This window comes from Pedobacter nyackensis, from assembly GCF_900176505.1.
GTDB classification, from domain to species: Bacteria; Bacteroidota; Bacteroidia; order Sphingobacteriales; family Sphingobacteriaceae; genus Pedobacter; species Pedobacter nyackensis.
In genome coordinates this window covers 106,284-130,396 of the sequence record NZ_FWYB01000002.1, presented here as the reverse complement: position 1 = coordinate 130,396, position 24,113 = coordinate 106,284, and the positions used below count along the sequence as shown (strand labels likewise).

Here is a 24,113-nt window from a genome sequence, read left to right as displayed (position 1 = left end):
ATAAATGAGCTTAAAAACATTAACCGAAAATCCAAAGCTAAGTTTAGTCCAGATCATCAACATGAGCGTCGGTTTTTTCGGCATTCAGTTTGGTTGGGATTTACAACGTGCCAATATGGGACGTATTTATGAAAACCTGGGTGCTAATCCTGATCAGGTTCCCTTATTGTTTTTAGCTGCTCCTTTAACTGGTTTGCTTGTTCAGCCAATAATTGGTTATCTGAGCGATCGTACATGGCACCCAAGGTGGGGTAGAAGAAGGCCTTACTTTATGATTGGTGCCATTATCAGCTCAATCGCTCTTCTATTTATGCCACATAGCAGTGCATTGTGGATGGCTGCTGGCCTTCTATGGATATTAGACGTTGCTGGTAATGTAGCTATGGAGCCTTTCAGAGCCTTTGTGACTGATAAATTACCAGATTCGCAGGTAAACAGGGGCTTCATTATGCAGAGTATGATGATCGGACTTGGAGGAAGTATTGCATCCGCCCTGCCCTGGTTGATGAACAATGTTTTTCACTTAAGTAATACCGCTGCCCAGGGAAGTATTCCTGAAAATGTTAAGTACTCTTTTTATATAGGCGCATTCTTTTTCCTGGCTGCGGTTTTGTATACTGTTTTTACAACCAAAGAATATCCCCCTTCCGATGTAGATTTTAAAGAAAAGGTGCTGGAAAGCAATAGAGGTTTTGGTGCCGGTGCTAAAGAAATCTGGCATTCGCTTATGAATATGCCCAAAAGAATGCAGATTGTTTCGTTGGTTCAGTTCTTTACCTGGCCGGGCTTATTTTTAATGTGGTTCTATTATACTACTGCAGTTGCCGTTAACGTATTTGGAGGTAAAGATGCCAGCGATCCTGTATATGCTCATGGCGCTGATTTTGGTAGTTTAACGCTGGCTTATTACAGTGTTGTTACCTTTTTGTTTGCATTGGTTTTACCTAAAATAGCTGATAGACTCGGCCGTAAAACAACGCATGCATTGTGTTTGTTATGTGGTGCTTTTGGCCTAATCAGTGTTGCATGGGTACAGGATAAAAATATGCTTTATTTATGTATGACCGGAGTAGGGGTAGCATGGGCAAGTATCCTATCTATGCCTTATGCCATGTTGAGTGGTTCCTTGCCTAAGGCCAAAATTGGTATTTACATGGGCATATTTAACTTCTTTATTGTATTGCCAGAAATCATTGCCTCACTAGGCTTTGGTTGGCTGATGCGGGAAGTATTGAATAATGACAGACTTTTAGCTGTGCAGTTGGGTGGGGGATTAATGATAATTGCGGCAGTCATTTGTTATGTTTTTATAAAGGAACCACGAAAGACAGATCAGGTTTTAGCGGATAGACTTGCTATAGAAGGACGAGATCAGTAGAATTTAAACGATAAGCTAATGAAAAGGATTTACCTGGTGGTACTGATTTTATCGGTATTGGCCACCGCATGCAAAAAAGGAAAGGTTAGTCCAGAGTCTGCGGGCCCGGTTACACCCGTGACACCGGTAATTCCGGTTGACGCGATACCATCCTTGCCCGCTGCTGCAAAAGATGGTGTTGTGTTTATAAATAATGGGGCCTCGGCAATTGTTACCCTATATGCACCATACAAAAAATCGGTAGCCTTAATTGGTGAATTTAATGACTGGCAGCCTACTGCTATGAAAAATACCGCAGATGGAAATATATGGTGGGTTCAGATTGATAATTTAAACCCCAGCATAGCATATGCTTACCAGTTTTTGGTGGATGACAATCTCAAAGTTGCTGATCCATATTGCGAAAAGATCCTGGATCAGCTTAATGATAGTTATATTGATCAGACAACTTATCCGGGGTTGAAGGCTTATCCGACAGGTAAAACTACGGGAATAGTAAGTGTAATGCAGGCTAACCAGCCTACTTATACCTGGAAGAGCACGAGTGGGTTTACAAGACCGGCAAAAAACAACCTGGTAATTTATGAGTTGCTGATCAGGGATTTCACAGTCGAGCATAATTATTCCTCTACTTTACAAAAGCTGGATTACCTGGTTGGTTTGGGCGTCAATGCCATTGAATTAATGCCTGTAAATGAATTTGAAGGAAACCTAAGTTGGGGCTATAATCCTTCCTTCTATTTTGCGCCAGATAAATATTACGGTACGAAAACGGCACTACAGAATTTTATTGATGAGTGTCATGGCAAAGGGCTTGCTGTTATTTTGGATATGGTATTGAATCACTCTTTTGGTCAGTCGCCTCTGGTACAGCTCTATTTCGATCAGCCTTCGGGTAAACCTTTAGCCATCAGTCCGTGGTTTAACACAAATTCGAATATTCATCCTTATAATGTAGGTTATGATTTTAATCATGAAAGTGCAGCAACAAAAGTCTTTGCCAAAAATGTGATGAAATTTTGGATGCAAGAATATAAAATTGACGGATTCCGTTTCGATCTTTCTAAGGGATTTACACAAAAAGGATCCAGCGATGATGCTTCTTTTAGTGCCTATGATGCAAGTCGTGTGGCTATATGGAAGGATTACAATAATTATATTAAAAGTATTGATGCCAATAATTTCTATTTAATTCTGGAGCATTTTGCTGATGCCGCAGAAGAAAAGGTGTTGGCGGATGAAGGTATGATGCTTTGGAATGGCTTGAATGTAAATATGAATGAGGCTACGATGGGCTGGTCTGCTAACTCAGATTTTTCATGGGCCTTTTTCACCCGGCATGGTTTTACCAGGTCCGAAAACCTGATTAATTTTATTGAGAGCCATGATGAGGAACGTACGATGTATAAAAACCTTAATTACGGAAATGCAACGGGTTCATATAGCGTGAAAGATCTGGCTGTAGCTTTGAAACGGGAAGAAATGGCTGCGGCCTTTCTTTTTGCAGTACCGGGACCAAAAATGATCTGGCAGTTTGAAGAACTTGGTTATGATGTTAGCATAAACTATAACGGGAGGACTGGCAATAAGCCTATACACTGGGAGTATTTTCAGCAGACAGAACGTAAGGCATTGTATGATGCGTATGCAAAATTCATCAATATGAAAAAGAAGAACAGCATTTTTAATGCTACTGATGCAATATATAATCTGACAGCTGGCATTAAGTACATCAAACTAACTGAAGGGACGAACACAGTAGTCGTGATCGGTAATTTCGATGTAAGCAGTAAGGATACCAATGTAGATTTTGGTGCATCAGGAATTTGGTATGATGCTTCAACAGGAAGTCAGATGACCTTGAATAGTACGATGTACACCAAAACACTGGCGGCTGGTGAATACCACATCTACAGTCGTATGCCACTTAACGGCGGATGAAATAAATAACGTTTTTAAAATAAAATGTCTATTTTTACAGCCCGATTATGGAACAGATAAAAACATCATTTGATTTTGAAAAGCCTATTGCTGAGCTAGCCCAGCAAATTGAGAAGGTTAAACAGGTTGCCGATAAAACCAAAGTAGATATGTCTGCTACCTTAACTGAGCTTGAACAAAAGCTGGAGACTACCCAGCAGTCACTATATAACAACCTTACAGGTTGGCAAAAAGTTCAAATGTCTCGTCATGCCGAGCGTCCACAAACTCTGGACTACATCAGCATGATCTGCGATGATTTCATCGAGATGCACGGCGACAGAACAGTTAAAGACGATAAAGCAATCATTGGTGGTTTTGCTACGATAAATGGCGAGACTGTAATGATCATTGGTCATCAAAAAGGTAAAAATACTAAAGAGAGACAATACCGTAATTTCGGTATGGCCAATCCTGAAGGTTATAGAAAAGCCCTGCGTTTAATGCGTCTGGCTGAGAAATTCAATAAGCCGGTTATTTCTTTTATTGATACCATGGGTGCTTACCCTGGTCTTGAAGCTGAAGAACGTGGACAAGGAGAGGCTATTGCCCGCAATTTGCTGGAAATGTCAGTACTAAAAGTTCCTATTGTTTGCTTTGTAGTGGGCGAAGGTGCATCAGGTGGTGCATTAGGAATTGGTATTGGTGATAAAGTATATATGCTGGAGCATACCTGGTACTCTGTAATTTCTCCTGAGTCGTGCTCGTCTATTTTATGGCGCAGCTGGGACTACAAAGAGCGTGCAGCGGAATGCTTAAAGCTGACTTCTGATGATATGTTTAAAAACAAACTTATCGATGGAATCATTAAAGAGCCACTAGGCGGTGCACATCAAAATCCTGAATTGATGGCGCAGACTGTTAAAGAGCAGATCATAAAGGATCTTAAAGAATTAAAGAAACAGAATACTGAGAAGATGATCGCCACCAGAATTGATAAGTTCTGTGCGATGGGGGTTGTCAACGAAGGTTAAAGTTCGCATTCTATTCTCCGGCGGCATTAATTCTCGCTGAAGAAGCTCGAAAGAATGCTAAGCCGGTTCATCGAACACTCGCTTTATACTCAAAGTACTGCAATATATAGAAGGCCTGTAATTTCAAGTTACAGGCCTTTCTTTTTTTGTAATAATGGGTAAGAGTATTCTAATCTCCAGGTTCATAGCATACTCGCTTTATTTCAGTTAAGGCATGCTCTTTACATAGTTTACACATTCTAAATGTTTCTTCGCAAAAGGTATCTGTTTGTGCTCAAGGAAGAGTGAGCAGAGCGTGAAGAATTGCTTATCATGTGAAGAGCCACTCTAGAAACGGTATAGTATCTCGTTCGGTACGGGTTATACACAATAATGGACTACATTATAAAAAAAGCCTGCAAGTTCAACTTGCAGGCTTGTATTTTTTAAGGGGAAAGCGAGTGTTCTATGAACCGGCTTAGCGTTCATTTGGCTCTTTTTCTGAGCCAACTTAATGCCGCCGGAGAATAGAATGCGAGCTTTCCTATTCTTGAGCAAAGTACATAGAGAACCTTCCTTCCAGTCCCTGGAACTGTTGATTTAAGCGCTCACTCAGTTTTGTTTGCTGATGCTGTTCTGCAGTCTTAGACATTTGGTTAAGGAAAGATAAACCTAACTGAACGTTTTGTCCACCAATAAACCTACGCTTGCTCTCAGAAACATCTGCCAGGTAAGTAAGTTCCTTTTGTATATAAGCAGCAGATTTCTCAATTAAAGCATTTGCCCTTTGGATATCACCAAGTGCATAAAGATTCTCTGCCATGAAATAGGTTCCCATCATTGAACGCATTCCGTAGAATTTCTCAGGCATTACTTCGTAATACTTGTTTACAGCTTTCTTTGCGTCTTCGATTTTTCCGGCTTTGATTAAGCCTGAAATGGTATTGTTAAATACATTGGTGAAGATAGAAATGTCATCTGATGATTGAGGATCAAGATATTTTGCATTTTTGATATTACCCCAAACAAACTTGTCCATTACGTTTTTGTAAAGAGCAGGCGTATTGATCAGTTCAGGTTTGTTTGCAGAAGTATCTGCTTTTAAAGGGAGTAACCGTAAAGCCAGACCTTCGTTATACAGGTAGTTATCTAAACCATTATATTGATCGGAAGGTACGGTGCTCGCAAAATAAATAGGTCTTTTCCAGTCGTTATGTACCAGGATATCAAAGAAGGCCAATGTACCTTTGGTTACATAGTTTTTGTTAAAAGTCCATTCCAGAGACGGAGCAATTTTGCTTGAATCAGCAACACTTACCACACCATTTTTAATTACATCAGCTTTATTTACTGTTAGCTTAAAGTTCTTGGTAGGAATAAAGTTCTCCCTTGTTCCATCTTGTAATGGTAGTTTGTCCTCTTCGTTTTCAGATAGCAGGATAGCAAGTATATTACTTAATTCTACGGAACCAGCAATTTTATAATCCTGGTAATACATTACATCTCTAACGCCTTGCACATATTGAGAAGGTTTCATCGATATAGGTAGGGGGGCTGATTGGTTGGTTACACGCTTCAATCCATTGATGTACCAGTCTGTATCAAATAAACTTAAGTTAACCAACTTAATATCTGGTCTGATATTTTCTACTTCCTGAGCGTACCATAATGGGTAGGTATCGTTATCACCATAGGTAAAGAGAATGGCGTTAGGTGCGCAAGACTGCAGGTAATCTACCGCAATGTCATGTGCAACCATTTTGCTTGAACGATCGTGATCATCCCATCCCTGTGCAGCCATGATCACCGGAGCAGCAAATAAACCTGTTACAGTGGCTAAAACAGCGCCTGTTGCAGGTGTAATCTTTTTAAACAACCACTCGCGGATTGCCAATACACCTAGGCCTATCCAAATGGCAAAGGCATAGAAAGAGCCTGCATAAGCATAATCCCTTTCACGAGGCTCCATTGGCTTCTGGTTAAGGTAAAGCACGATAGCCAGACCGGTAAAGAAAAACAATAAAGCTACAATACCTGCATCCTTTTGATTACGTTTGAAATGCCAGATCGCACCCATTAAACCAAGGATAAGCGGAAGGAAGAAGAAACGATTATAAGCATTGCTGTCTACGATCGAAGGCGGAAGGTTCTTTTGGTCGCCGAGCATGATTGCGTCGATAGGTTTAACACCACTTAGCCACTGCCCTTCATATAAGCTTCCTTGTCCCTGATCATCATTCTGACGTCCCACAAAGTTCCACATGAAGTAACGCATGTACATCTGTCCTACCTGATATCTGAATAGGAAGCCGATATTGTCAAATAAACCAGGGAAATGCCCTTCATCAAAACCCATGATATCTTTATAGTAACCTACGTGTCGTGCATCATCACTATACATCCTTGGGAAAGGAGTAGTTCTGTCGTACTCATAGTCCGTTTTTTTACCGGCAACCTCATATTTCTCTTCGCCTTTTCTGTATAAAGTCTTTCCTTGTGTAAGGTTAACTTTTTGTGAGTTATAGTTAGGACCAAACAATAGAGGTCTGTCGCCATATTGCTCCCTGTTCAGGTAGCTAAGGAATGAAAAAGCATTTTCAGGATCACTGTTGTTTAGGTTTGGGTTTGCTTTTGCACGGATAATGATCATAGCAAATGAGCAATAACCGAATATGATGAGTACGGTTGATAGCAATGCGAGGTTTAAAATTTTCTTCTGGTGTTGGATAGAATAACGGATTCCCCATACAAAGGCACCTATTAATAATATGGCAAAGAATAAAACACCCGAGCCAAAACCTAGTCCTAATGTATTAACGAAGAATAAATCGAAATAGGCACCAAATGAAACCAGGTATTGAATGATACCGTATTGGATGATAGCAAGAATAAGAACACCTATAGCACCCGTTTTAATAATACCGGCAGTAGTTGGTTTTTGAGTTTTTTTGAAGTAATAAACAAAAGCGATGGCTGGAATGGTTAGTAGGTTCAATAAGTGGATACCTATTGATAAACCCATGATGTAAGCGATGAAAAGTAACCATCTGTCGGCACCTGGCTCATTTGCTTTCGCTTCCCATTTTAAAATAGCCCAAAATACGATGGCAGTAAACAGAGAAGATAAAGCATATACTTCAGATTCGACTGCAGAGAACCAGAAACTATCAGAAAAAGTATAGGCTAATGCACCAACAGCACCCGCACCCATAATAGAGATCAGATTAGATTTTGATACTTCTTCGTTTTCTTTAACCAGGATTTTCTTAGCTAAGGCAGTGATGGTCCAGAATAAGAATAATATAGTGGCTGCACTGGCAATCGCCGATCCTACGTTCATGAAGTAAGCAATCTTGTCCGTATCGCCTAAGGCAAAAATAGAGAAGAAGCGTTGGATCATTAAGAATAAAGGAGCGCCCGGTTGGTGTACAACCTGCATTTTAAAAGCTGAGGCGATGAACTCACCACAATCCCAAAAACTTACTGATGGCTCTAATGTTAAAATATAAGTTACAGTGGCAATAAGAAAGCAAAGCCATCCGGTAAGATTATTAATTTTTGAATAATTCATTTTTTATTGAATAGTTAATGTGTTATAGAGGCGATTAAAATGCAGCCGAAAATAAAGAATAAGATTGATAATAGCGCAAAGTTAAGTTGAGTTTAACATTTTTTAAGATTAGGGTGCTGGTATCTATTAGTTGGTGCTGGATTTGCCATGCACTTTGAGCAGTACTATAAAAGGATTTTGTGGAGCGATTGTGGCTTTTTTGAAATGCAGGCGTTTGCGGAGATTTTTTTTATTTTTTTGATGACTGTAATTGCTTAATTTTCTGAAAGTTTCAACGAGGTCAAATAAAAAAGCTAAAATTATTTTGATTTTTTTTGCGCTAGTATTTGCAAAGTTGAAAAATGTGCTTACATTTGCATTCCCAATCAGAGAGACATTATTTAGTTTCTTTAAAAGGGAAAGATTGCCCGATAGTATAAAGGTAGTACAACGGTTTTTGGTACCGTTTGTCTAGGTTCGAATCCTGGTCGGGCAACTAATAATATTCGGATTGTGGTTAATTCACAATCCGATTTTTTTTAACCAGCATTGATACACTTCAATCATGCCATTGCAATTTAACCCAGTTAAACTTTTTGCCGGAACAGGTACAAAAGAATTAGCAAAAAGAATTGCCGAACAATACGGCAAACCACTTGGCGATGTAACTTTAAATAGGTTTAGCGACGGTGAGTTTCAGCCTTCATATGACGAAACAGTACGTGGTTGTGATGTTTTCCTGATACAATCTACTTACCAGCCTTCAGATAATTTAATGGAATTGTTGTTAATGGTTGATGCCGCTAAGCGTGCTTCAGCGCATTACATTACTGCAGTTGTTCCTTATTATGGTTTGGCAAGACAAGACAGAAAAGATAAACCTAGGGTAGCCATTGGTGCTAAACTGGTAGCTAATCTGTTGAAATCGGCTGGTATACACCGTATCATGACTATGGATCTTCATGCAGCGCAGATACAAGGATTTTTTGATATTCCTGTTGATCACCTGGATGGTTCAGTGATTTTTGTTCCTTACATTAAAAGTTTAGGACTGGAAAATCTGATTATTGCTTCGCCTGATATGGGAGGTTCTTATCGTGCACGTACTTTTGCTAAGTTCTTTAATGCAGAGGTTGTGATTTGCGATAAACGTCGTAAACGCGCAAATGAAATTGAATCCATGTCTATCATCGGTGATGTAGTAGGGCAGGATGTTGTTTTGATGGACGATATTTGTGATACAGCAGGTACGTTGGCTAAAGCTGCTGCCTTGATTATGGAAAAAGGCGCGAACAGTGTAAGAGCCGTTTGTACGCATCCTGTGTTGTCTGGAAAAGCTTATGAAACCATTGAGAATTCAATGCTTACTGAGTTGATCGTTACTGATACGATTCCTTTAAAACAGGAAAGCTCGAAAATCAGGGTGTTGAGTACAGCGCCATTGTTTGCAAAAGCAATTGCTAATGTAAACGAACATGGTTCTATCAGCGACCTGTTTAATGTTTAAGAATTTTAATAAATAAAATAAATATAAAATGAAAACAATCGCAATTAGCGGTTCTCCAAGAGAGAACGTAGGGAAACGCGATGCTAAAGAGCTTCGCTATGAAGGTAAAGTTCCTGCAGTATTGTATGGTGGTAAAGAGCAAGTTCACTTTGCATTATTAATCACCGATTTAAAGGATGCTATTTACACTCCAGAAGCAAACTTTGTTGAAATTGAAGTTAACGGTAGCAAAGTAAAAGCTATCATTAAAGAATTACAATTTCATCCATTAACAGATGTATTGTTACACGTAGATTTTCTTCAGTTATTTGATGACAAAGAAATCTTAATGGAAATCCCTGTTAAATTAACCGGTACTTCTCCAGGTGTTAAAATGGGTGGTAAATTGGTTCAAAAATTACGTAAACTTCGTGTTAGAGCATTCCCTAAAGATATGCCTCAAACAGTTGAAGTTAGCATTGCTAAATTAGAAGTTGGTAACTTATTCCGTGTACGTGATCTTGCAAAAGGTAGCTACACCATCACTAACACTGGTGAAGATACTATCGTTTCTGTTGGTATGTCAAGAGCTTTAAAACAAGCAGAACAAGCAGCTGGTAAAAAATAATTTTTGCTTAGCAGATGAATACAAAAAGCAGCACCTAACCGGTGCTGCTTTTTTTGTGCTGCAACGGTTTAAAAATTAAATTATATTTGTGACAAGATGAAGTACTTAATTGTTGGTTTAGGGAACATTGGCCCTGAATATGCGTATACCCGCCATAACATTGGTTTTATGATTGCAGACGAGCTGGTAAAGCACCAGGAGGGAACGTTTACTAATACCCGCCTCGCTTATTATGCTGAGGTTGGTTATAAGGGTAGGAAACTACATGTTATTAAGCCCACCACTTATATGAACTTAAGTGGGAAAGCTGTGAATTACTACATGCAGGAGCTACGCATTCCGCTTGAAAATGTCCTTGTGATTGTAGACGACCTGGCTTTACCATTAGGTAAACTGCGACTTAAATTACAGGGGAGCAGTGCAGGCCATAATGGGTTGAAGAGCATAGAAGGCCTTTGTGGCGGACAAGGTTATCCGCGCTTACGTTTCGGCATCAGTGATAATTTTGGCAGAGGCGGGCAGGCAGATTACGTGCTGTCCCCTTTTGATAAAGATGAACTGCCGGAATTGCCTGCATTAATCGATAGAAGTACTGAACTGATTAAAAGCTTTGTTACGATTGGCCCGGCCAAAACGATGACTGCGTTTAACCAGTAGTGAATTCCTGTATTTTCTTGTGAAGTGTAGCTGGATCGAAAGGCTTACTGATGACATCATTAGCTCCAGCTGCCATCGCTGTTTCTTTATCTGTATCCATAACTGCAGCAGAGAAGGTGATGATAGGTGTATTTTCCTTTCCGCTAGCATAACCCTCGCGAATGAGTTTGATGGCCTCGAGGCCATTCATAACAGGCATGAAGGTATCCATTAAGATCAGGTCATAATCGTTTTCTCTCAATTTATCTATCGCCTCTTTTCCATTTTCTACAACATCCATTTCAATATGCCAGCTTTGCAGGATTTTAGTGATGAGGAATTTGTTGATCGGGTTATCTTCAGCAACAAGGATCTTTAAATTGTTAAACGGCATCAGAACCTCTTCTGTAGGTTTTTTTAATACTTCAACCTCCTTGATGATTTCGTACCAGTTGCTAAAGGAAAAAGTACTCCCCTTAGATTCTTCACTCTGAACTTCCAATGTGCCACCTTTGAGCTTTGCGAGATTTTTGACGATAGATAAGCCTAGTCCGGTTCCCCCAAACTTAATAGTTGTTTGCTCGTCTGCTTGTTCAAAAGTTTCAAAAATCTTATCAAGATTTTCTTTTGCTACCCCTATTCCGGAATCAATAACAGCAAATCTAATCTGAACATTATTGCCCTTTCTGTCGAGGATTTCTACTTTTAAAATTACGCTGCCTTCATGGGTAAACTTAATCGCATTTCCAATCAGGTTCATTAAAATCTGATTTAAACGAAGCGAGTCGGAAAGGATCATAGCAGGCAATTCAGGATCAAGATCTATGTCGAGTTTAAGCTCTTTTTCAACTGCAGGGATGCGCAATAGGTCGACTACCGACTTACATAATTTAGTAATGTCGGTTGGTGCTCTGTTAATTTTGAATTTGCCTGATTCTATTTTTGAAAGGTCCAGGACATCGTTAATCACACCTAGTAATGAATTTGAAGAAACCTCCAGCAGGTTAAGCATTTCATGCTGCTCTTCGTTTAGCCCGGTTTTCTTTAAAAGCTGTGCAATTCCGATAATCCCGTTAATCGGAGTACGAATTTCATGGCTCATATTAGCCAGAAAGTTTTCTTTAATCCTTTTGCCTTGTTCGGCCAGTTCCTTCGCTTTAATCAGTTCTTTCTGGTAAGCTTCAAGCTCTTTATTCTTTTTCTTTATTTCCCTTTGGTTTCTTACAAATTGGATAAATGAATCAACCTTTGCGGAGGTAACGAAAGGATCTAAAGGTTTATAGAGGTAATCGACAGCACCGGTACTTAATCCTTTAACCGCGTACTTGGTTTCTTTGGATATGGCTGTAACAAATATGATCAGTATATCTTTGGTTCTTGGATTACTTTTTAGAATTTCAACCAGCTCAAAGCCGTCCATTTCGGGCATTTGAACATCTATCATCGCAATGGCAATATCCATTTCCCATGCTAACCTTAAGGCTTCATTAGGATTGGTGGTACTGATTATATTGATATCTTTTCTTTGCAGCAGCGCTTCAAGGGCAATAATGTTTTCAGGTCTGTCATCAACAATTAATATGTTAATTTTTTCCATGCTTTTTAATCTTAATTTAAGTGGGGAGTGAGCGCGCTATGCTATTTTTTGGTAAATGTTATTTTTTTTGTCTATTACTTTGAAGCGCCCGAGCTCTGTACTTCTTAATGTTTCTTTTGACCCTAGACATAAGAAGCCGAAATTAGCTAAACTATTATAAAATAATTCTATGACTTTTTTTTGTAATTCTGTATTAAAATATATCAGCACATTACGACAAGATATAACCTGAAATTCATTAAAAACACCATCTGAAGCCAAATTGTGTACCGAGAAAAGAATATTCTTTTTTAAGGAGTAGTTAATGGATGCAGCATCGTATTTGGCCGTGTAATAGTTGGATAATGTATTGCTGGAGCCTATTTTCTGAAAGTTTTCTGAGTATTGCTTCATCTTTTGCAAATTATAGATTCCATTTTTAGCTTGTTCTAATACATCTGTATTAATATCCGTGCCATAAAAAAAGCAGCGCTCGTATAAATTTTCTTCCGAAAATAAAATAGCAAAAGAATAGAGTTCTTCGCCCGTAGAACAACCTGCGTTCCATACTTTAATCCGTTGATAGGATTTTAGGTAGGGGATGATATTGCTTGCTACGGATTTGTAAAATGAGGGATCTCTGAACATCTCAGTAACATTAACGGTTATTTCAATCAAAAATGATTCAAAGTAATCCTGATCGTTGGTTAATAAGGTGCGGAGATCGAACAGGCTTAGCTTTTGCAGTTGCATAATCCTGGTAACTCTTCTTTTTAATGAAGCAGCAGAATAATCGCTAAAATCGAAGCCCTGAACGTTTTTTATGAAGATGATGAGGTTTTCAAGCTCTTCATAGCTGATGGTATCCGTGTCTTTATCCATTTTAGCTTAGCCAGACTCTTAACATAGAAAGTAATTTGTCCATATCAACCGGTTTGGAGATATAATCATTTGCCCCTGCTTCGATACATTTTTCTCTATCGTTTTTCATCGCTTTGGCAGTTAAGGCGATGAGGGGCAATTTGGCAAAGTTCTTTTTGCCACGAATAGCGCGCATAGCTTCATAGCCGTCCATTTCGGGCATCATGATGTCCATTAATACCAGATCAATCTCTTCATGGGCATTCAGCTTTTCTATGGCTTCTCTCCCATTGTTTGCAATAACAATTTTCAGGTCATATGCCTGTAGTGCACTTGAAAGGGCAAAGATATTACGCATGTCATCATCTGTGATCAGAATGGTCTTGTCTCTTAAAACCTTTTCCATGGTTGATGAAGCTTTGCCTGTACTCATATTATTTATAGAGCGGGAAGAAATTGGGGCATCCTGTTTTAATTTATTCATAAACAGACTCACCTCATCGATCAACCTATCATTGGATTTATTGGATTTCAATACCATGGCTTCTGTGTGCTTCATGATATGAGCCATTTTCTCCTGATCCAATTCCATGGCTGTATTGATGATTACGGGAATATGCGCCAAGCCGGGTTGTGCCTTGATGGTATCCAGCAGATCAAAGCCGGAAATATCCGGGAGCTTCAAGTCAAGGATGATGCAGTCAAAAGTATATTCCTTTAACAGCGACAATGCTTCTTTACCCGTGAATGCTTGTTTTACTTCAACTCATTTATCTGTTAATTGCTGGGTAAGTACAGTACTGTGTAATTCCTGATCTTCAATAACAAGTACAGTATTGAGGTTGTACTTTAAGTGGGCAGCACTTAACAGATCAAAGGCTTCATCCAGTTGTTCTTTTTCAATTGGTTTTTTCAAAAAGCCTATAGCGCCTTCTTTTTTCGCTTTTCCTATTTTTTCATTTCCTGCCGACATCATATGTACGGGGATATGTTTGGTCCGTGGATCTGCTTTAAGTTTTTTCAGGATGGTCCAACCATCAACAACGGGTAACATAATGTCCAGGACAATGGCATCAGGGAGTTCCGAAAAAGCCATTTCAAGGGCAATGTCGCCGCTATGGGCAAGGATTGGCTTAAAGCCTTTTTCTATGGCGTAATCGTTAAGTACATCGGCAAAAACCAAATCATCTTCAACGATCAGTAATTTTTGGTTTTTATTGTTGTTAGCCGGAATTGGTAGGGGGTCAGGGATGACTACTGTAATAATGGGTTCTTTAACCTCAGTTATATCCTGATGGGGCTGATTGTTTAAAGTGTGATTTTTAGGAATGAAGAAGGTGAATTTACTTCCTGCTCCTTGTTTGCTTCTAACCTGAATTTCTCCACCCAGAATATGCGCCAATTCTTTGCTGATTGAAAGCCCTAATCCCGTGCCTCCATATTTTCTACTGGTGGATCCATCGGCCTGCTGGAAGGCTTCGAATATAAGTTTCTGCTTGTCTGCCGGGATTCCGATTCCGGAGTCTTTTACCGAGATGGCAATAATGTCTTCTGGAGTCGTTTTTAACTGGCTGGAGTAAAACGTTGTGCCTGGTTTTGCGTTGCTGATTTCCAGTGTGATCTCTCCATGTTCGGGTGTAAATTTGAAGGCGTTTGAAAGGAGGTTTTTAACGATCTGTTCTAATCTTGCTTGATCAGTAAATAGTTCTTTTGGCAATTCATTGTCCAATATTGTATTGAAGGTGATTTTTTTGCTTCTGGCCAATTCACTGAATAAGGCCTCCATATCTTGCTTAATAGTTACAGGTTTTACTGGCAGAATTGTCAGATCAAGTTTACCTGATTCAATTTTAGATAAATCGAGGATATCATTGATTAATGTGAGGAGGTCAGTTCCGGCATTGTGAATTACACCTGCGTATTTGATCTGATCTTCATTAAGGTTTTCCGGACGATTTTCTTTTAGTATTCGGGCAAGGATTAAGATACTGTTTAATGGTGTTCTTAATTCATGGCTCATATTTGCCAGGAACTCCGATTTATATTTACTTGAAATTTCCAGTTCTTCAGCTTTCAGACTCATTGCTTCTTTTGCCTGGTTTACGGCAATGTTGCGTTCTTCTAATTGCTGAGCTTTTTCTTCCAGCTCTGAATTGGTTTGACGTAATTCTTCCTGTTGTACCCTTAATTCTTCTTCTGAAGCCTGTAACTGCTCTGATTTGTAAACAAGTTCTTCGTTGGTGGTACGTAATTCTTCCTGCTGACTTTCCAGCTCTTCCGCCTGCTGTTGGGTTTGTTCAAATAATGCCCTTAGTTTTATGCGTGCCACAGCACTATTAACACCTACACCAATGCTCTCTGAAATGGTATTGAGGAATAAGGAAACGGTATCACCTGGCTTTTTACTTAAACCTAGTTCTATTACGGCAATGGTTTCATCTTCGAATACGATTGGCATTAGGTAAATGCAGTTAGGAGATGTGTCTCCTAATCCGGAGTTGATTTTGATATAGTCGGATGGGATTTTGTCAAAAATTTTACTTTTCTTTTCGGCAGCAGTTTGCCCTACAAAACCTTCACCAAAGTGATACTCAGTTCTTATATTTCTGGTGTGCTGATAGGCATACCCTCCTTCAAACTTGAGTGTTTTTTTTGATGGATTAACAAGGAAGAAGGCACCGATTGGTGCTTCTATATAATTACAAATGCCGGTAGTAATATTGGCTGCCAGTTCTTCGATTTCCTGTTCGCCGCGCATGGCTTCATTGATTGCTGTAGCGCCTGAAAGTAACCAGTTTTTTTGCTTGTTCTCTGTCGATATTTTTTCCAGTTCCATATTGGAATCCAGGATATGAGCTTCGGTTTCCTTTTGCTGATCAAATGTTTTTCTGATGTAAGATAAAAGAAAGAGGATCAGACAAAATATGATAAAAGCGCTAAGTACCACAACTGCTTCACTTTGCAGACTGCTCTTTGTGATGGATTCCTTTCTTTCGAGTAACAAGTGCTTTTCAGATTCAATGAGCTTTCCACTAAATTCCAGTATTTTATTTTTGAATAACTGGCCTTTTCCGTTCATTACTCTTAATGTTGCAGCCGCTTTTCCATCCATTTCATTGGTACGTAGCACCATTTTCATCTCATCTACCTTCTGGTGTGCATAGAAGTCGATAGAATCGACCATAGCAGTCCGGATGGTGTTTTTATGGATGATTTTCTTCAATTCCTGACTTGTAACCAGAATTTTATGTGCGTTATTATTATAAGAGAGCAGATATTGTGGATCCTGTGCCAAAATAAATCCTCTTAGTCCGGTTTCCGAATTCAGCACCTGGGTCTCAATGTCTTTAACAAGGTTCATGACATCGTAGGTATGTGCTTGCCATTTGGTGTCATTATTTAGTTTATCAATGCTGAAATAAGATGTTATTGCAGAAACAAGGACAAACAACAAAGAAACAGTAAAGCCTGTTAATACTTGTTGTTTAAAAGTCAGTTTAAACATGTTATGGGGTTGATTTTTAAAGTCAATATCCTTTGGGATCAACAATATTAACGATAATATTTAATTCGTGGATTATTGAGGCCTAATTTGTGCTTAAATTTAACCTAATTCCTGCAAACATTGGATGTAAGTAGCCCCAACAGGGAGTGATTTGTTTCCAATCCAGATCTGACTGCGATCGAATTTAGTAATCTTTTCTCTGGCGATAATGAAGGCCCTGTGAATTCGGATAAATTTTTTTGGTGGGAGGAGGGATAACATTTCGTTAAGGGGAACCCGTGTGCTAATCAGGACGTCGTTAAGCAGATGTACTTGCGTATAGTTACCCGAAGCTTCAATGTAGAGGATGTCGCTGATGAGTACTTTTATTTGCTCGTAACCATCTTTAATAAAGATGGAAAGTGGTTGTTCATCATTTTCAGCGTTATTTCTTAAGGTATAGAGTTCCTGAGCCTTGTTACAGGCCTTTAAGAAGCGGGAAAGGGAAAAAGGTTTTAACAGGTAATCGATGGCATCTAACTCAAAACTCTTTACTGCATGTTCGGAGTAGGCGGTAGTGAAAATAACCATTGGTGGGTTACTTAAGCTGTTCAGGAAATCGATACCGCTGATATCCGGCATTTTGATGTCTAGAAAAATAAGGTCTACTTTGTTTTTCTGCAGAAATGTAATGGCATCAAAAGCATTTGTAAAACTGGCAACCAATTCAACAAAGGGGACTTTGGATGCGTGGGATTCCACTACATCCAAAGCTATAGGTTCGTCATCTATCGCGATTGCAATCATGCTTTAAAATTAGTCATTTCCTGAAAGCTGAAGTGTAAGGTGGATGAAAAATTCTTTTGCATTTTCTCTAATGATCAGTTCATGTTGGCTAGGGTAGAGTAAGGCGAGTCGTTGTTTTACATTTTGCAGACCAATTCCACTTTGTAACTTTTCAGGATCATTGTCTTTTTTCGAGTGAAGGCTATTGTGGACATCAAAATAGAGGGTATTGCCGCTTGTTTGCAAGGTAATCTTAATGTGAGAGGGGGATTGCAGACTAATTCCGTGTTTAAAGGCATTTTCTACAAAAGGGATCAACAGCATTGGGGCTATTTGTAGCGTGTTTGTTTGCTCTTCAATTTGTGTGTCAATAACTATATCTGATGAAATTGAAGTCCTTAATTTTTGAAGGGCGATATAGTTGTTTAGATAATCCACATCTTTCGATAGCAAGATTTTGTCTGCAACGTTTTCTTCTAGCATAAAGCGCATCATGTCGCCCAGTTTTTGAATACCCTCTCCGGTACGTTCAGCTTTTTCCTGTAAGGCGGTTCCGTATAATGTGTTTAAAGCATTAAATAGAAAATGTGGATTGATCTGAGATTTCAGGAAATTGAGGTTGGCATCGGATTTACCAAGTTCGGTTTTCAGTGTAATGATTTCTTCGGCTTTTAAATCGTTTCGTTCTTTATAGATATTCCAGGAGATGGGGACAATTAAAAACAAGTGTGTTAAGGCAGTGCCAAAAGCAATTGTCATGGTCAGTTCTTCTGATCGTCCCATGGCATAGAGTAGTCGAAGGGAAATTGCACTAAAATTTGATTGTATGTTAGCGGTATTGTTATAAAAATTATTTGAAAAGATGAAAAGACCGAAAATACCTCCAAGTGCCAGAGATATGACAAAGGAGATTAAGAACACTTTGAAGAAGTAATTGGTGAGCTTCCATTTTTTATGGTAAATCTTTGGGATCAGGAAGTAGACTGAATATAGATACATGACAATAGCAATAGGGATGACCACCAGGAAATATACTTTTATCGCATAATGAAAGGATAAAAGAAATACTGCGGATAGTGCGAGGATCCATGTACTGGTTAGAAACCCCGCTTCAATGTAAAGTGCGTTTTCTTTGTTAGCCTTGTTACACGTAAATAAAATGAATAATAATTTGAGTGCAAGAAGAATGGCCCAGTAGGCGCTGATAGTATCAATCATGAGCGCTGCAACAATAAGTAAAAATACTAATGCTACACTCCTGGCTGGGCGACCTTCTTTTTTGTTAAGTTCAGGACTTACATGAAAAACAAGAAAGAGATAACAGATGTAAATGATCAGGTAATTGAAAAGTATGGGAATAAAGTTTTCACCAATGATTGAAATGGTGAATTTAGAAATTCCATTTAATGACCTGTCGATAAGAGAGAATATGAATGCAACGATAATGCAGCCTGTCACTATCCATAATTCGAGTTTTGCTAATTCTTTTTGATTCATCTTTTTTAAGGTTGGTTCTTTTCAGATTTTTATCAGTGTATATTTTGTTTTTTAAAGCTTGTGAGCTTATTTTTTATCTTGTATTTATTCTTTCTAGACTTGTGCGGGTTTCAATTGATTATGCAATAGTACAAACCTTGGTGCTTTCAAATTTTAAAATGTGATGAAACCCTGAAAAAAAGTGCTGAATTAAATTCTAATTTTGTGAACATGATCGTTTACGGAATCCCAAATTGCAATACTGTTAAAAAAGCTAGAGTATGGCTGGATGAAAATGGCTTTAGCCCTGAGTTTCATGATTTCAAAAAAAAGGGCATTACTGCCGAAAAGCTGAGTGAATGGTGTGAGGTTTTTGGATGGGAAGTTGTTTTAAACAAAAAAGGAACAACCTGGAAGAAATTGAGCCCTGAAGTACAGCAAAATGTAATCGACCAAAAGACGGCTGTTGAGGTTTTACTTCAAAATAATAGCGCCATAAAACGTCCGGTAGTTGAAGTTGATGGTAGGGCTGTGCTGATCAGTTTTTCAGAGGAACAATACAGCGCTGCTCTTAAATAGCATTCCAGCTTGTTCTGTGCGTTTGTAATGTAGGTGCTGTAAAACTTTTCCTGTTAAAGATTGTTAAATTATATATTTACCTGGAAAACAGACCTACATTTGATTATGCTTAAAAATCTACTCTTGTTCCTTGTTCTTGTTGTTCCGGTCGAACTAATGGCACAACTAACTGTGTCAGGTTCTGTGTATGATTATGATAACAGAACGTTCCCATTACAGCATGTTAAGGTTAGGAATTTGAACAATAGCAGGGTAGAGTTAACCAAAGCAGCCGGACAGTTTACAATTGCTGCCAGGGTAGGTGATTTGCTGGAGTTTTCATTTGCGGGCTATCATACCGATACACTTTATTTAATTAACCTTACTCCTAAAATTGTATTTCTTCCCGGAAATTCAACTACTTTAAGAGAGGTTGAAATTGTGAGCACAAAAGTTAACCCATCTATTTTAGCTCCGGATCCTTTGGCAAGGCCGTATACACGTGTGGCTACCGACGGCCTGCAGGGTAAGGGTAATAATGACAGAGCTGGGGGATTACTTTTTAACCTGGGTTATGGTAAATATAGACGGCAGCAGGAGAAGATCAGGTTGCTGGAAGAGCGTGACCGTTATCAGGCTGAGATCAATGCTATTTTTACGGAGGAGTATGTTTCTGATCTGGTAAAACTCAAAGGCGATGAGCTTCGAAATTTTATGTCCCTTTACAGACCACCTGAGGAATTGGTGAAAAGTGAAAGACCTTTTAATTATGCTTATTATACCGTTAAGGCTTATCATGCCTGGTTAAAGTTGTCTCCGGAGGAAAGAAGGCTATCCTCAATGCCTAAACTAAAGACAGATTAATAAAACCGTTACAATCTGGGCGGATATGATTTCATTTTATACCTTTATTAAATTGTAACTAACAATTTAATATGATTCATAAAAAAACTCTGTTATGGGCTTTGCTATGCATATGGTGTTTAACCGGTTTTGCACAACAAGGAGACCTCCCTGTAAGTAATTACGATCCTCACGCGGCTTTCGGCCCATTATTTTACACACAAAATGGAAATGAATATCGCTCTGCAAATGGTAGTCCGGGACCGAAGTACTGGCAAAACCGTGCTGATTATAGCATAGTTGCTAATCTGGATGAGTTAAAGAATACGGTATCCGGAAAGGTTACTATAACCTATAAAAATAACAGCCCTGATCGTTTGCATTTTTTATGGTTGCAATTAGACCAGAATTTGTTTTCGAATGATTCTCGGGGTAATACCTTGATCGCTTCCGGAAGTCGTTATGGTTCGAGAGGGGAACAGTTGCAAGGTGGTTATAAAATAGATGGTATTGGTGTGTCGCAAAAGTTGAAGCCGGTAAAGTTCAGTACACTGATCGAAGATACCCGTATGCAGATTCGACTGGATGTACCAATGGAAGGCAATGGAGATGTGATTACGATGAAGATGAACTTCTCTTTTGTAATACCTGTTAATGGTTCGGATAGAATGGGGCACATGACTACTAAGAATGGTGAAATTTTTAGCATCGCACAGTGGTTCCCAAGAATGAGTGTTTATGATGATGTACTTGGTTGGAATACTTTACCTTATTGGGGGGCAGGAGAGTTCTACTGCGAATATGGTGACGTAGATTTTGCGATCACTGCACCTGCAAGTCATATAGTAATGGGTTCAGGTGAGTTGCTGAATCCGCAGGAAGTATTTACAGCACAGCAATTGCAACGTTGGAATGCAGCAAAATCAAGCGATAAAAAGGTGGTTATCCGATCAGAGGCAGAAGTAACCGATGCGAAATCGCGTCCGGCAAAAGATAAGCTGACATGGAAGTTTAAGATGAAGAGTACCCGTGATGTGGCCTGGGCTTCGTCGAAGGCCTTTGTGCTTGATGCGGCCCGTATCAATTTGCCTAGCGGTAAAAAAGCGATGGCAGTTTCTGCACATCCTGTTGAAAGCAATGGGAATGATAGTTATGGCAGAGGAGCGGAATATGTGAAGGCTTCAGTGGAGCATTATTCTAATAAATGGTTTGAATATCCATACCCGATGGCGGTGAATATAGCTTGTAATGTTTCTGGTATGGAATATCCAGGTATCGTATTTTGTGGCTGGACTGCTAAAGGCCCCAGCGCATGGGGAGTTATAGATCATGAATTTGGTCATACCTGGTTTCCTATGATTGTAGGAAGCAATGAGCGTAAGTACGGTTGGATGGATGAAGGATTTAATACTTTTATCAATGGTTTATCGACTGCCGCCTTTAATAATGGGGAGTATCAGGATCCGCGAACGGATATGCATACTGCGGCCATGCGTATGGGCTCGCTGAGGGTTGAGCAAATCATGCTGACTCCTGATGCAATGGTAGAAAATAATATTGGATTGAATCTGTATTATAAACCGGGTTGGGGTCTGGAAATTTTAAGAAATGAAATACTGGGCGCTGATCGTTTTGATTATGCCTTTAGGAAATATATTGAGGCCTGGGCCTTTAAGCATCCAACACCTTCTGATTTCTTTCGTTCTATGGAGAATGGGGCAGGAGAGGATCTTGCCTGGTTCTGGAGAGGCTGGTTTGTAGAAAACTGGAAAATGGATCAGGCTATTGCCAGTGTTGATGAAGTGAAAAAGAATGGTGCTGTTGAAGGTTATAACATTGTAGTAGCGAATCAGGAAAAGATGCCAATGCCTATCATTTTGGAAGTTAAAACGAAAAGTGGTAAAACTGATCTGATTAAGATTTCTGTAGATGTATGGATGAGGAATAAAAAATGGACTGTTTATTATCCGGCAAATGAAGAGGTTATTAGTGTTGTTTTAGATCCTAAGCACGTTTTGCCGGATATGAATGCTGAGAATAATACCTGGCGGGTAAAAGTAGAATAAAAACTAGGGAAGAAAATAAGCCATTCTATTCTGAGGCTGCATTAACTCGGGAGAGTTTATTGTTGTAATTGTCTCGTTGAGCTCCTTTCAGTCGGTTCATTTTCGCTGAAGAAGCGAAAATGAACGCTATGCCTTCTATGAGGAGGCATTTTTTCTTTTAAAATAGAGTTGCAAAGCATAGTTTTATATAAGCATCATGCTATTCAAGCAAAATATACCTTCTACGAAAAGGCATAGGAATAATTTGCGCTTTTTCAGCGCAACTTGTTCCAGCCTTAGAGTAGAATGGTTTATTTTGACGGTTATTTAAAAAAGCTGGCCTTTAATTTATCCGCATCTATAATGGGGGCAGGCTCTTCAAGTGTTATCCGCCAGCCTTTTTGTTTAAGGAGGGCGATTTCCTCTTTGGCAACCGAAAGGTCTTTTCCTTTAATGTTTTTATTAAAGATTATCGGCTCTTTGGGGGTAAAGTTTGCAGTAGTGTTGGTTAATATCTCCAGTCTGAATTTAGGCCAGATCTGAATATCGCCTAGTTGGGCTGAATAGATCTTTTTGGTGGAGTTTGGCGGAATGACACCAGCGAATTCTCCTTTAAAAGTATCCTGTCTTTCTGTAGTCAGGCTGGCCAGGAGCTGGTAAGATGTTTCATTGATGAGGTGGAAATGTGCTACGGAGCTGCTGTGCTGATCGGCAACCAGAGCCAGGTAAATTCCCTCCTTTATGAATTCGGCTTCCGGAACAACAATGTTTGGTTTGTTGGTCACGATGTCGTTATCCGGCATGTCGCCGTGTACCAATGTAACTTTGCTGGCCAGGACAGGTATTTCGAAGTCATTGGAATCTGTTACCCCAATGGTGTCCTTGTCAATAATTCTGGTTATGTAACCTTCTATGTTTTCGTCTACAAAACGAACAAAATCACCTAGTTTTAAATGCATATCTGTTGTGTTTGTTTATTGTAATAATGATGTGATGCTGATTTGGATTGTTAACTATCTTTTTCCGAATCGGCAGAGCGGGTATACAAATCTAGTTATTCTTATTATTTTTGCACTATGGCAGTAACAGAACAGGCAAACAATCCGCTACATGGTAAAACGCTGGAATTTATATTGAAGCAGTTGGTATGGCACTATGGCTGGGAGGAGTTAGGACAGTTGGTGCGTATTGCCTGTTTTAATAATAATCCGACGATGAACTCAAGTTTAAAGTTTTTACGTAAAACAGATTGGGCGAGAAAAAAAGTGGAAAAATTATATCTGAATACCTTTCATTAGAAGGAAAACTGAGGGATCTTGATTATTCCTTTGTTTTTTAGGGGATTAAATTTCTGTTAACCCCTTGATTTATAAAATGTATTGTCTTACCTTTGCAGTCCCTTATTATAGGGGTAAAGTTTTTAAACATTAATAGAAAAACAAAAAAGGAACAATGCCAACCATTCAACAATTAGTTAGAAAAGGTAGAGTAGCACTGGAGTTCAAGAGTAAGTCTCCGGCGTTGGACAGCTGTCCACAGCGAAGAGGTGTATGTACACGTGTATATACCACTACCCCTAAAAAACCAAACTCAGCAATGCGTAAAGTTGCGCGTGTACGTTTAACCAATGGTAAAGAGGTTAACGCATACATCCCTGGAGAAGGTCACAACCTACAGGAGCACTCGATCGTATTGATCCGTGGTGGTCGTGTTAAAGATTTGCCAGGTGTACGTTATCACATCATCCGTGGAGCATTAGATACTTCAGGTGTTGCTGGTCGTAACCAACGTCGTTCGAAATACGGAACAAAACGTCCTAAGCCAGGACAAGTAGCTGCGGCACCAACAAAAGGTAAAAAGAAATAATTAGGAG

At 39.2% G+C, this 24,113-nt stretch carries 19 protein-coding genes, 1 tRNA gene and 1 pseudogene; 12 read left to right on the top strand and 9 right to left on the bottom strand.

What is annotated here, in order from left to right:
• The first annotated feature begins 4 nt into the window (after positions 1 to 4).
• Genes B9A18_RS04855 through B9A18_RS04845 form a run of 3 tightly spaced genes read left to right on the top strand, consistent with a single transcriptional unit; the run spans position 5 to position 4,332 of the window.
• Positions 5 to 1,378: an MFS transporter gene (locus B9A18_RS04855; protein WP_084287595.1), complete on the top strand. Its 1,374-nt coding sequence runs from the start codon at positions 5 to 7 to the stop codon at positions 1,376 to 1,378.
• An 18-nt stretch (positions 1,379 to 1,396) separates the two neighbouring features.
• Positions 1,397 to 3,319, top strand: coding sequence for an alpha-amylase family glycosyl hydrolase (locus B9A18_RS04850; RefSeq protein ID WP_084287592.1), 1,923 nt, complete (start codon positions 1,397 to 1,399; stop codon positions 3,317 to 3,319).
• A gap of 47 nt (positions 3,320 to 3,366) precedes the next feature.
• Positions 3,367 to 4,332, top strand: coding sequence for an acetyl-CoA carboxylase carboxyltransferase subunit alpha (locus tag B9A18_RS04845; protein WP_084287581.1), 966 nt, complete (start codon positions 3,367 to 3,369; stop codon positions 4,330 to 4,332).
• A 523-nt stretch (positions 4,333 to 4,855) separates the two neighbouring features.
• On the opposite strand, the gene B9A18_RS04840 is transcribed toward B9A18_RS04845, so the two are convergent.
• On the bottom strand, positions 4,856 to 7,882 hold the full coding sequence (locus B9A18_RS04840; RefSeq protein WP_084287580.1) for a glycosyltransferase family 117 protein: 3,027 nt from the start codon (positions 7,880 to 7,882) through the stop codon (positions 4,856 to 4,858).
• 404 nt (positions 7,883 to 8,286) lie between these two features.
• On the opposite strand from B9A18_RS04840, the gene B9A18_RS04835 reads away from it, so the two are divergent.
• From B9A18_RS04835 to pth, 4 genes are all read left to right on the top strand, one after another.
• Positions 8,287 to 8,357 (top strand) — tRNA-Gln (locus B9A18_RS04835).
• Between the two features lie 69 nt (positions 8,358 to 8,426).
• Positions 8,427 to 9,368 (top strand): ribose-phosphate pyrophosphokinase, encoded by a 942-nt coding sequence (locus B9A18_RS04830; RefSeq protein ID WP_084287579.1) that lies wholly within the window; start codon positions 8,427 to 8,429, stop codon positions 9,366 to 9,368.
• Positions 9,369 to 9,396: 28 nt separating this feature from the next.
• On the top strand, positions 9,397 to 9,975 hold the full coding sequence (locus B9A18_RS04825) for a 50S ribosomal protein L25/general stress protein Ctc (RefSeq protein WP_084287578.1): 579 nt from the start codon (positions 9,397 to 9,399) through the stop codon (positions 9,973 to 9,975).
• Between the two features lie 96 nt (positions 9,976 to 10,071).
• Entirely contained in the window at positions 10,072 to 10,632 is a 561-nt protein-coding gene (gene pth / locus B9A18_RS04820) for an aminoacyl-tRNA hydrolase (protein WP_084287573.1), read from the top strand.
• On the opposite strand, the gene B9A18_RS04815 is transcribed toward pth, so the two are convergent.
• The 7 genes and pseudogenes from B9A18_RS04815 to B9A18_RS04795 all read right to left on the bottom strand — a co-directional run bounded on the left by B9A18_RS04815 (position 10,622) and on the right by B9A18_RS04795 (position 18,815).
• Positions 10,622 to 12,208 (bottom strand): response regulator, encoded by a 1,587-nt coding sequence (locus B9A18_RS04815; protein ID WP_084287571.1) that lies wholly within the window; start codon positions 12,206 to 12,208, stop codon positions 10,622 to 10,624. The two genes, pth and B9A18_RS04815, sit on opposite strands and share 11 nt — an antisense overlap.
• Positions 12,209 to 12,244: 36 nt before the next feature.
• On the bottom strand, positions 12,245 to 13,069 hold the full coding sequence (locus tag B9A18_RS04810) for a CheR family methyltransferase (RefSeq protein ID WP_084287569.1): 825 nt from the start codon (positions 13,067 to 13,069) through the stop codon (positions 12,245 to 12,247).
• A 1-nt stretch (position 13,070) separates the two neighbouring features.
• On the bottom strand, positions 13,071 to 13,589 hold the full coding sequence (locus tag B9A18_RS25535) for a response regulator (RefSeq protein WP_394335619.1): 519 nt from the start codon (positions 13,587 to 13,589) through the stop codon (positions 13,071 to 13,073).
• A pseudogene (locus B9A18_RS25530) lies at positions 13,566 to 13,799 on the bottom strand (response regulator); the annotation flags it as partial. The gene B9A18_RS25535 and the pseudogene B9A18_RS25530, both read right to left, overlap by 24 nt.
• A 15-nt stretch (positions 13,800 to 13,814) precedes the next feature.
• Complete coding sequence (locus B9A18_RS04805; RefSeq protein WP_235005233.1) at positions 13,815 to 16,553, bottom strand: ATP-binding protein; 2,739 nt, start codon at positions 16,551 to 16,553, stop codon at positions 13,815 to 13,817.
• A gap of 99 nt (positions 16,554 to 16,652) precedes the next feature.
• On the bottom strand, positions 16,653 to 17,339 hold the full coding sequence (locus B9A18_RS04800; protein ID WP_084287563.1) for a LytR/AlgR family response regulator transcription factor: 687 nt from the start codon (positions 17,337 to 17,339) through the stop codon (positions 16,653 to 16,655).
• Positions 17,340 to 17,348: 9 nt separating this feature from the next.
• The gene (locus tag B9A18_RS04795; RefSeq protein ID WP_084287561.1) at positions 17,349 to 18,815 is read right to left on the bottom strand and encodes a sensor histidine kinase; all 1,467 of its coding nucleotides are present in this window, start codon (positions 18,813 to 18,815) and stop codon (positions 17,349 to 17,351) included.
• Between the two features lie 210 nt (positions 18,816 to 19,025).
• On the opposite strand from B9A18_RS04795, the gene B9A18_RS04790 reads away from it, so the two are divergent.
• The 3 genes from B9A18_RS04790 to B9A18_RS04780 all read left to right on the top strand — a co-directional run bounded on the left by B9A18_RS04790 (position 19,026) and on the right by B9A18_RS04780 (position 22,261).
• Positions 19,026 to 19,373, top strand: coding sequence for an arsenate reductase (locus B9A18_RS04790; RefSeq protein WP_084287553.1), 348 nt, complete (start codon positions 19,026 to 19,028; stop codon positions 19,371 to 19,373).
• Between the two features lie 105 nt (positions 19,374 to 19,478).
• Positions 19,479 to 20,216 (top strand): carboxypeptidase-like regulatory domain-containing protein, encoded by a 738-nt coding sequence (locus B9A18_RS04785; RefSeq protein ID WP_159452605.1) that lies wholly within the window; start codon positions 19,479 to 19,481, stop codon positions 20,214 to 20,216.
• A gap of 71 nt (positions 20,217 to 20,287) precedes the next feature.
• Positions 20,288 to 22,261 (top strand): M1 family metallopeptidase, encoded by a 1,974-nt coding sequence (locus B9A18_RS04780; RefSeq protein WP_144009403.1) that lies wholly within the window; start codon positions 20,288 to 20,290, stop codon positions 22,259 to 22,261.
• 302 nt (positions 22,262 to 22,563) lie between these two features.
• Here B9A18_RS04780 and B9A18_RS04775 read toward each other — a convergent pair whose 3' ends face one another.
• The gene (locus B9A18_RS04775) at positions 22,564 to 23,199 is read right to left on the bottom strand and encodes a hypothetical protein (RefSeq protein ID WP_084287548.1); all 636 of its coding nucleotides are present in this window, start codon (positions 23,197 to 23,199) and stop codon (positions 22,564 to 22,566) included.
• 117 nt (positions 23,200 to 23,316) lie between these two features.
• On the opposite strand from B9A18_RS04775, the gene B9A18_RS04770 reads away from it, so the two are divergent.
• Both B9A18_RS04770 and rpsL read left to right on the top strand, forming a co-directional pair.
• A complete protein-coding gene (locus B9A18_RS04770; RefSeq protein WP_084287546.1) occupies positions 23,317 to 23,538 on the top strand; it encodes a VF530 family protein in 222 nt (73 codons plus the stop codon).
• A 154-nt stretch (positions 23,539 to 23,692) separates the two neighbouring features.
• Positions 23,693 to 24,106 carry a 30S ribosomal protein S12 gene (rpsL, locus tag B9A18_RS04765; RefSeq protein WP_008244597.1) on the top strand — a complete coding sequence of 138 codons (414 nt, stop codon included), beginning with the start codon at positions 23,693 to 23,695 and terminating at the stop codon, positions 24,104 to 24,106.
• Positions 24,107 to 24,113 lie beyond the last annotated feature (7 nt).

Excerpts from the sequence above, each read along its gene's own strand:
- B9A18_RS04855 (WP_084287595.1), top strand. The coding sequence starts at position 5 with ATGAGCTTAAAAACATTAACCGAAAATCCAAAGCTAAGTTTAGTCCAG.
- B9A18_RS04850 (WP_084287592.1), top strand. The coding sequence starts at position 1,397 with ATGAAAAGGATTTACCTGGTGGTACTGATTTTATCGGTATTGGCCACC.
- B9A18_RS04845 (WP_084287581.1), top strand. The coding sequence starts at position 3,367 with ATGGAACAGATAAAAACATCATTTGATTTTGAAAAGCCTATTGCTGAG.
- B9A18_RS04840 (WP_084287580.1), bottom strand. The coding sequence starts at position 7,882 with ATGAATTATTCAAAAATTAATAATCTTACCGGATGGCTTTGCTTTCTT.
- B9A18_RS04830 (WP_084287579.1), top strand. The coding sequence starts at position 8,427 with ATGCCATTGCAATTTAACCCAGTTAAACTTTTTGCCGGAACAGGTACA.
- B9A18_RS04825 (WP_084287578.1), top strand. The coding sequence starts at position 9,397 with ATGAAAACAATCGCAATTAGCGGTTCTCCAAGAGAGAACGTAGGGAAA.
- pth (WP_084287573.1), top strand. The coding sequence starts at position 10,072 with ATGAAGTACTTAATTGTTGGTTTAGGGAACATTGGCCCTGAATATGCG.
- B9A18_RS04815 (WP_084287571.1), bottom strand. The coding sequence starts at position 12,208 with ATGGAAAAAATTAACATATTAATTGTTGATGACAGACCTGAAAACATT.
- B9A18_RS04810 (WP_084287569.1), bottom strand. The coding sequence starts at position 13,069 with ATGGATAAAGACACGGATACCATCAGCTATGAAGAGCTTGAAAACCTC.
- B9A18_RS25535 (WP_394335619.1), bottom strand. The coding sequence starts at position 13,589 with ATGGTATTGAAATCCAATAAATCCAATGATAGGTTGATCGATGAGGTG.
- B9A18_RS04805 (WP_235005233.1), bottom strand. The coding sequence starts at position 16,553 with ATGTTTAAACTGACTTTTAAACAACAAGTATTAACAGGCTTTACTGTT.
- B9A18_RS04800 (WP_084287563.1), bottom strand. The coding sequence starts at position 17,339 with ATGATTGCAATCGCGATAGATGACGAACCTATAGCTTTGGATGTAGTG.
- B9A18_RS04795 (WP_084287561.1), bottom strand. The coding sequence starts at position 18,815 with ATGAATCAAAAAGAATTAGCAAAACTCGAATTATGGATAGTGACAGGC.
- B9A18_RS04790 (WP_084287553.1), top strand. The coding sequence starts at position 19,026 with ATGATCGTTTACGGAATCCCAAATTGCAATACTGTTAAAAAAGCTAGA.
- B9A18_RS04785 (WP_159452605.1), top strand. The coding sequence starts at position 19,479 with ATGCTTAAAAATCTACTCTTGTTCCTTGTTCTTGTTGTTCCGGTCGAA.
- B9A18_RS04780 (WP_144009403.1), top strand. The coding sequence starts at position 20,288 with ATGATTCATAAAAAAACTCTGTTATGGGCTTTGCTATGCATATGGTGT.
- B9A18_RS04775 (WP_084287548.1), bottom strand. The coding sequence starts at position 23,199 with ATGCATTTAAAACTAGGTGATTTTGTTCGTTTTGTAGACGAAAACATA.
- B9A18_RS04770 (WP_084287546.1), top strand. The coding sequence starts at position 23,317 with ATGGCAGTAACAGAACAGGCAAACAATCCGCTACATGGTAAAACGCTG.
- rpsL (WP_008244597.1), top strand. The coding sequence starts at position 23,693 with ATGCCAACCATTCAACAATTAGTTAGAAAAGGTAGAGTAGCACTGGAG.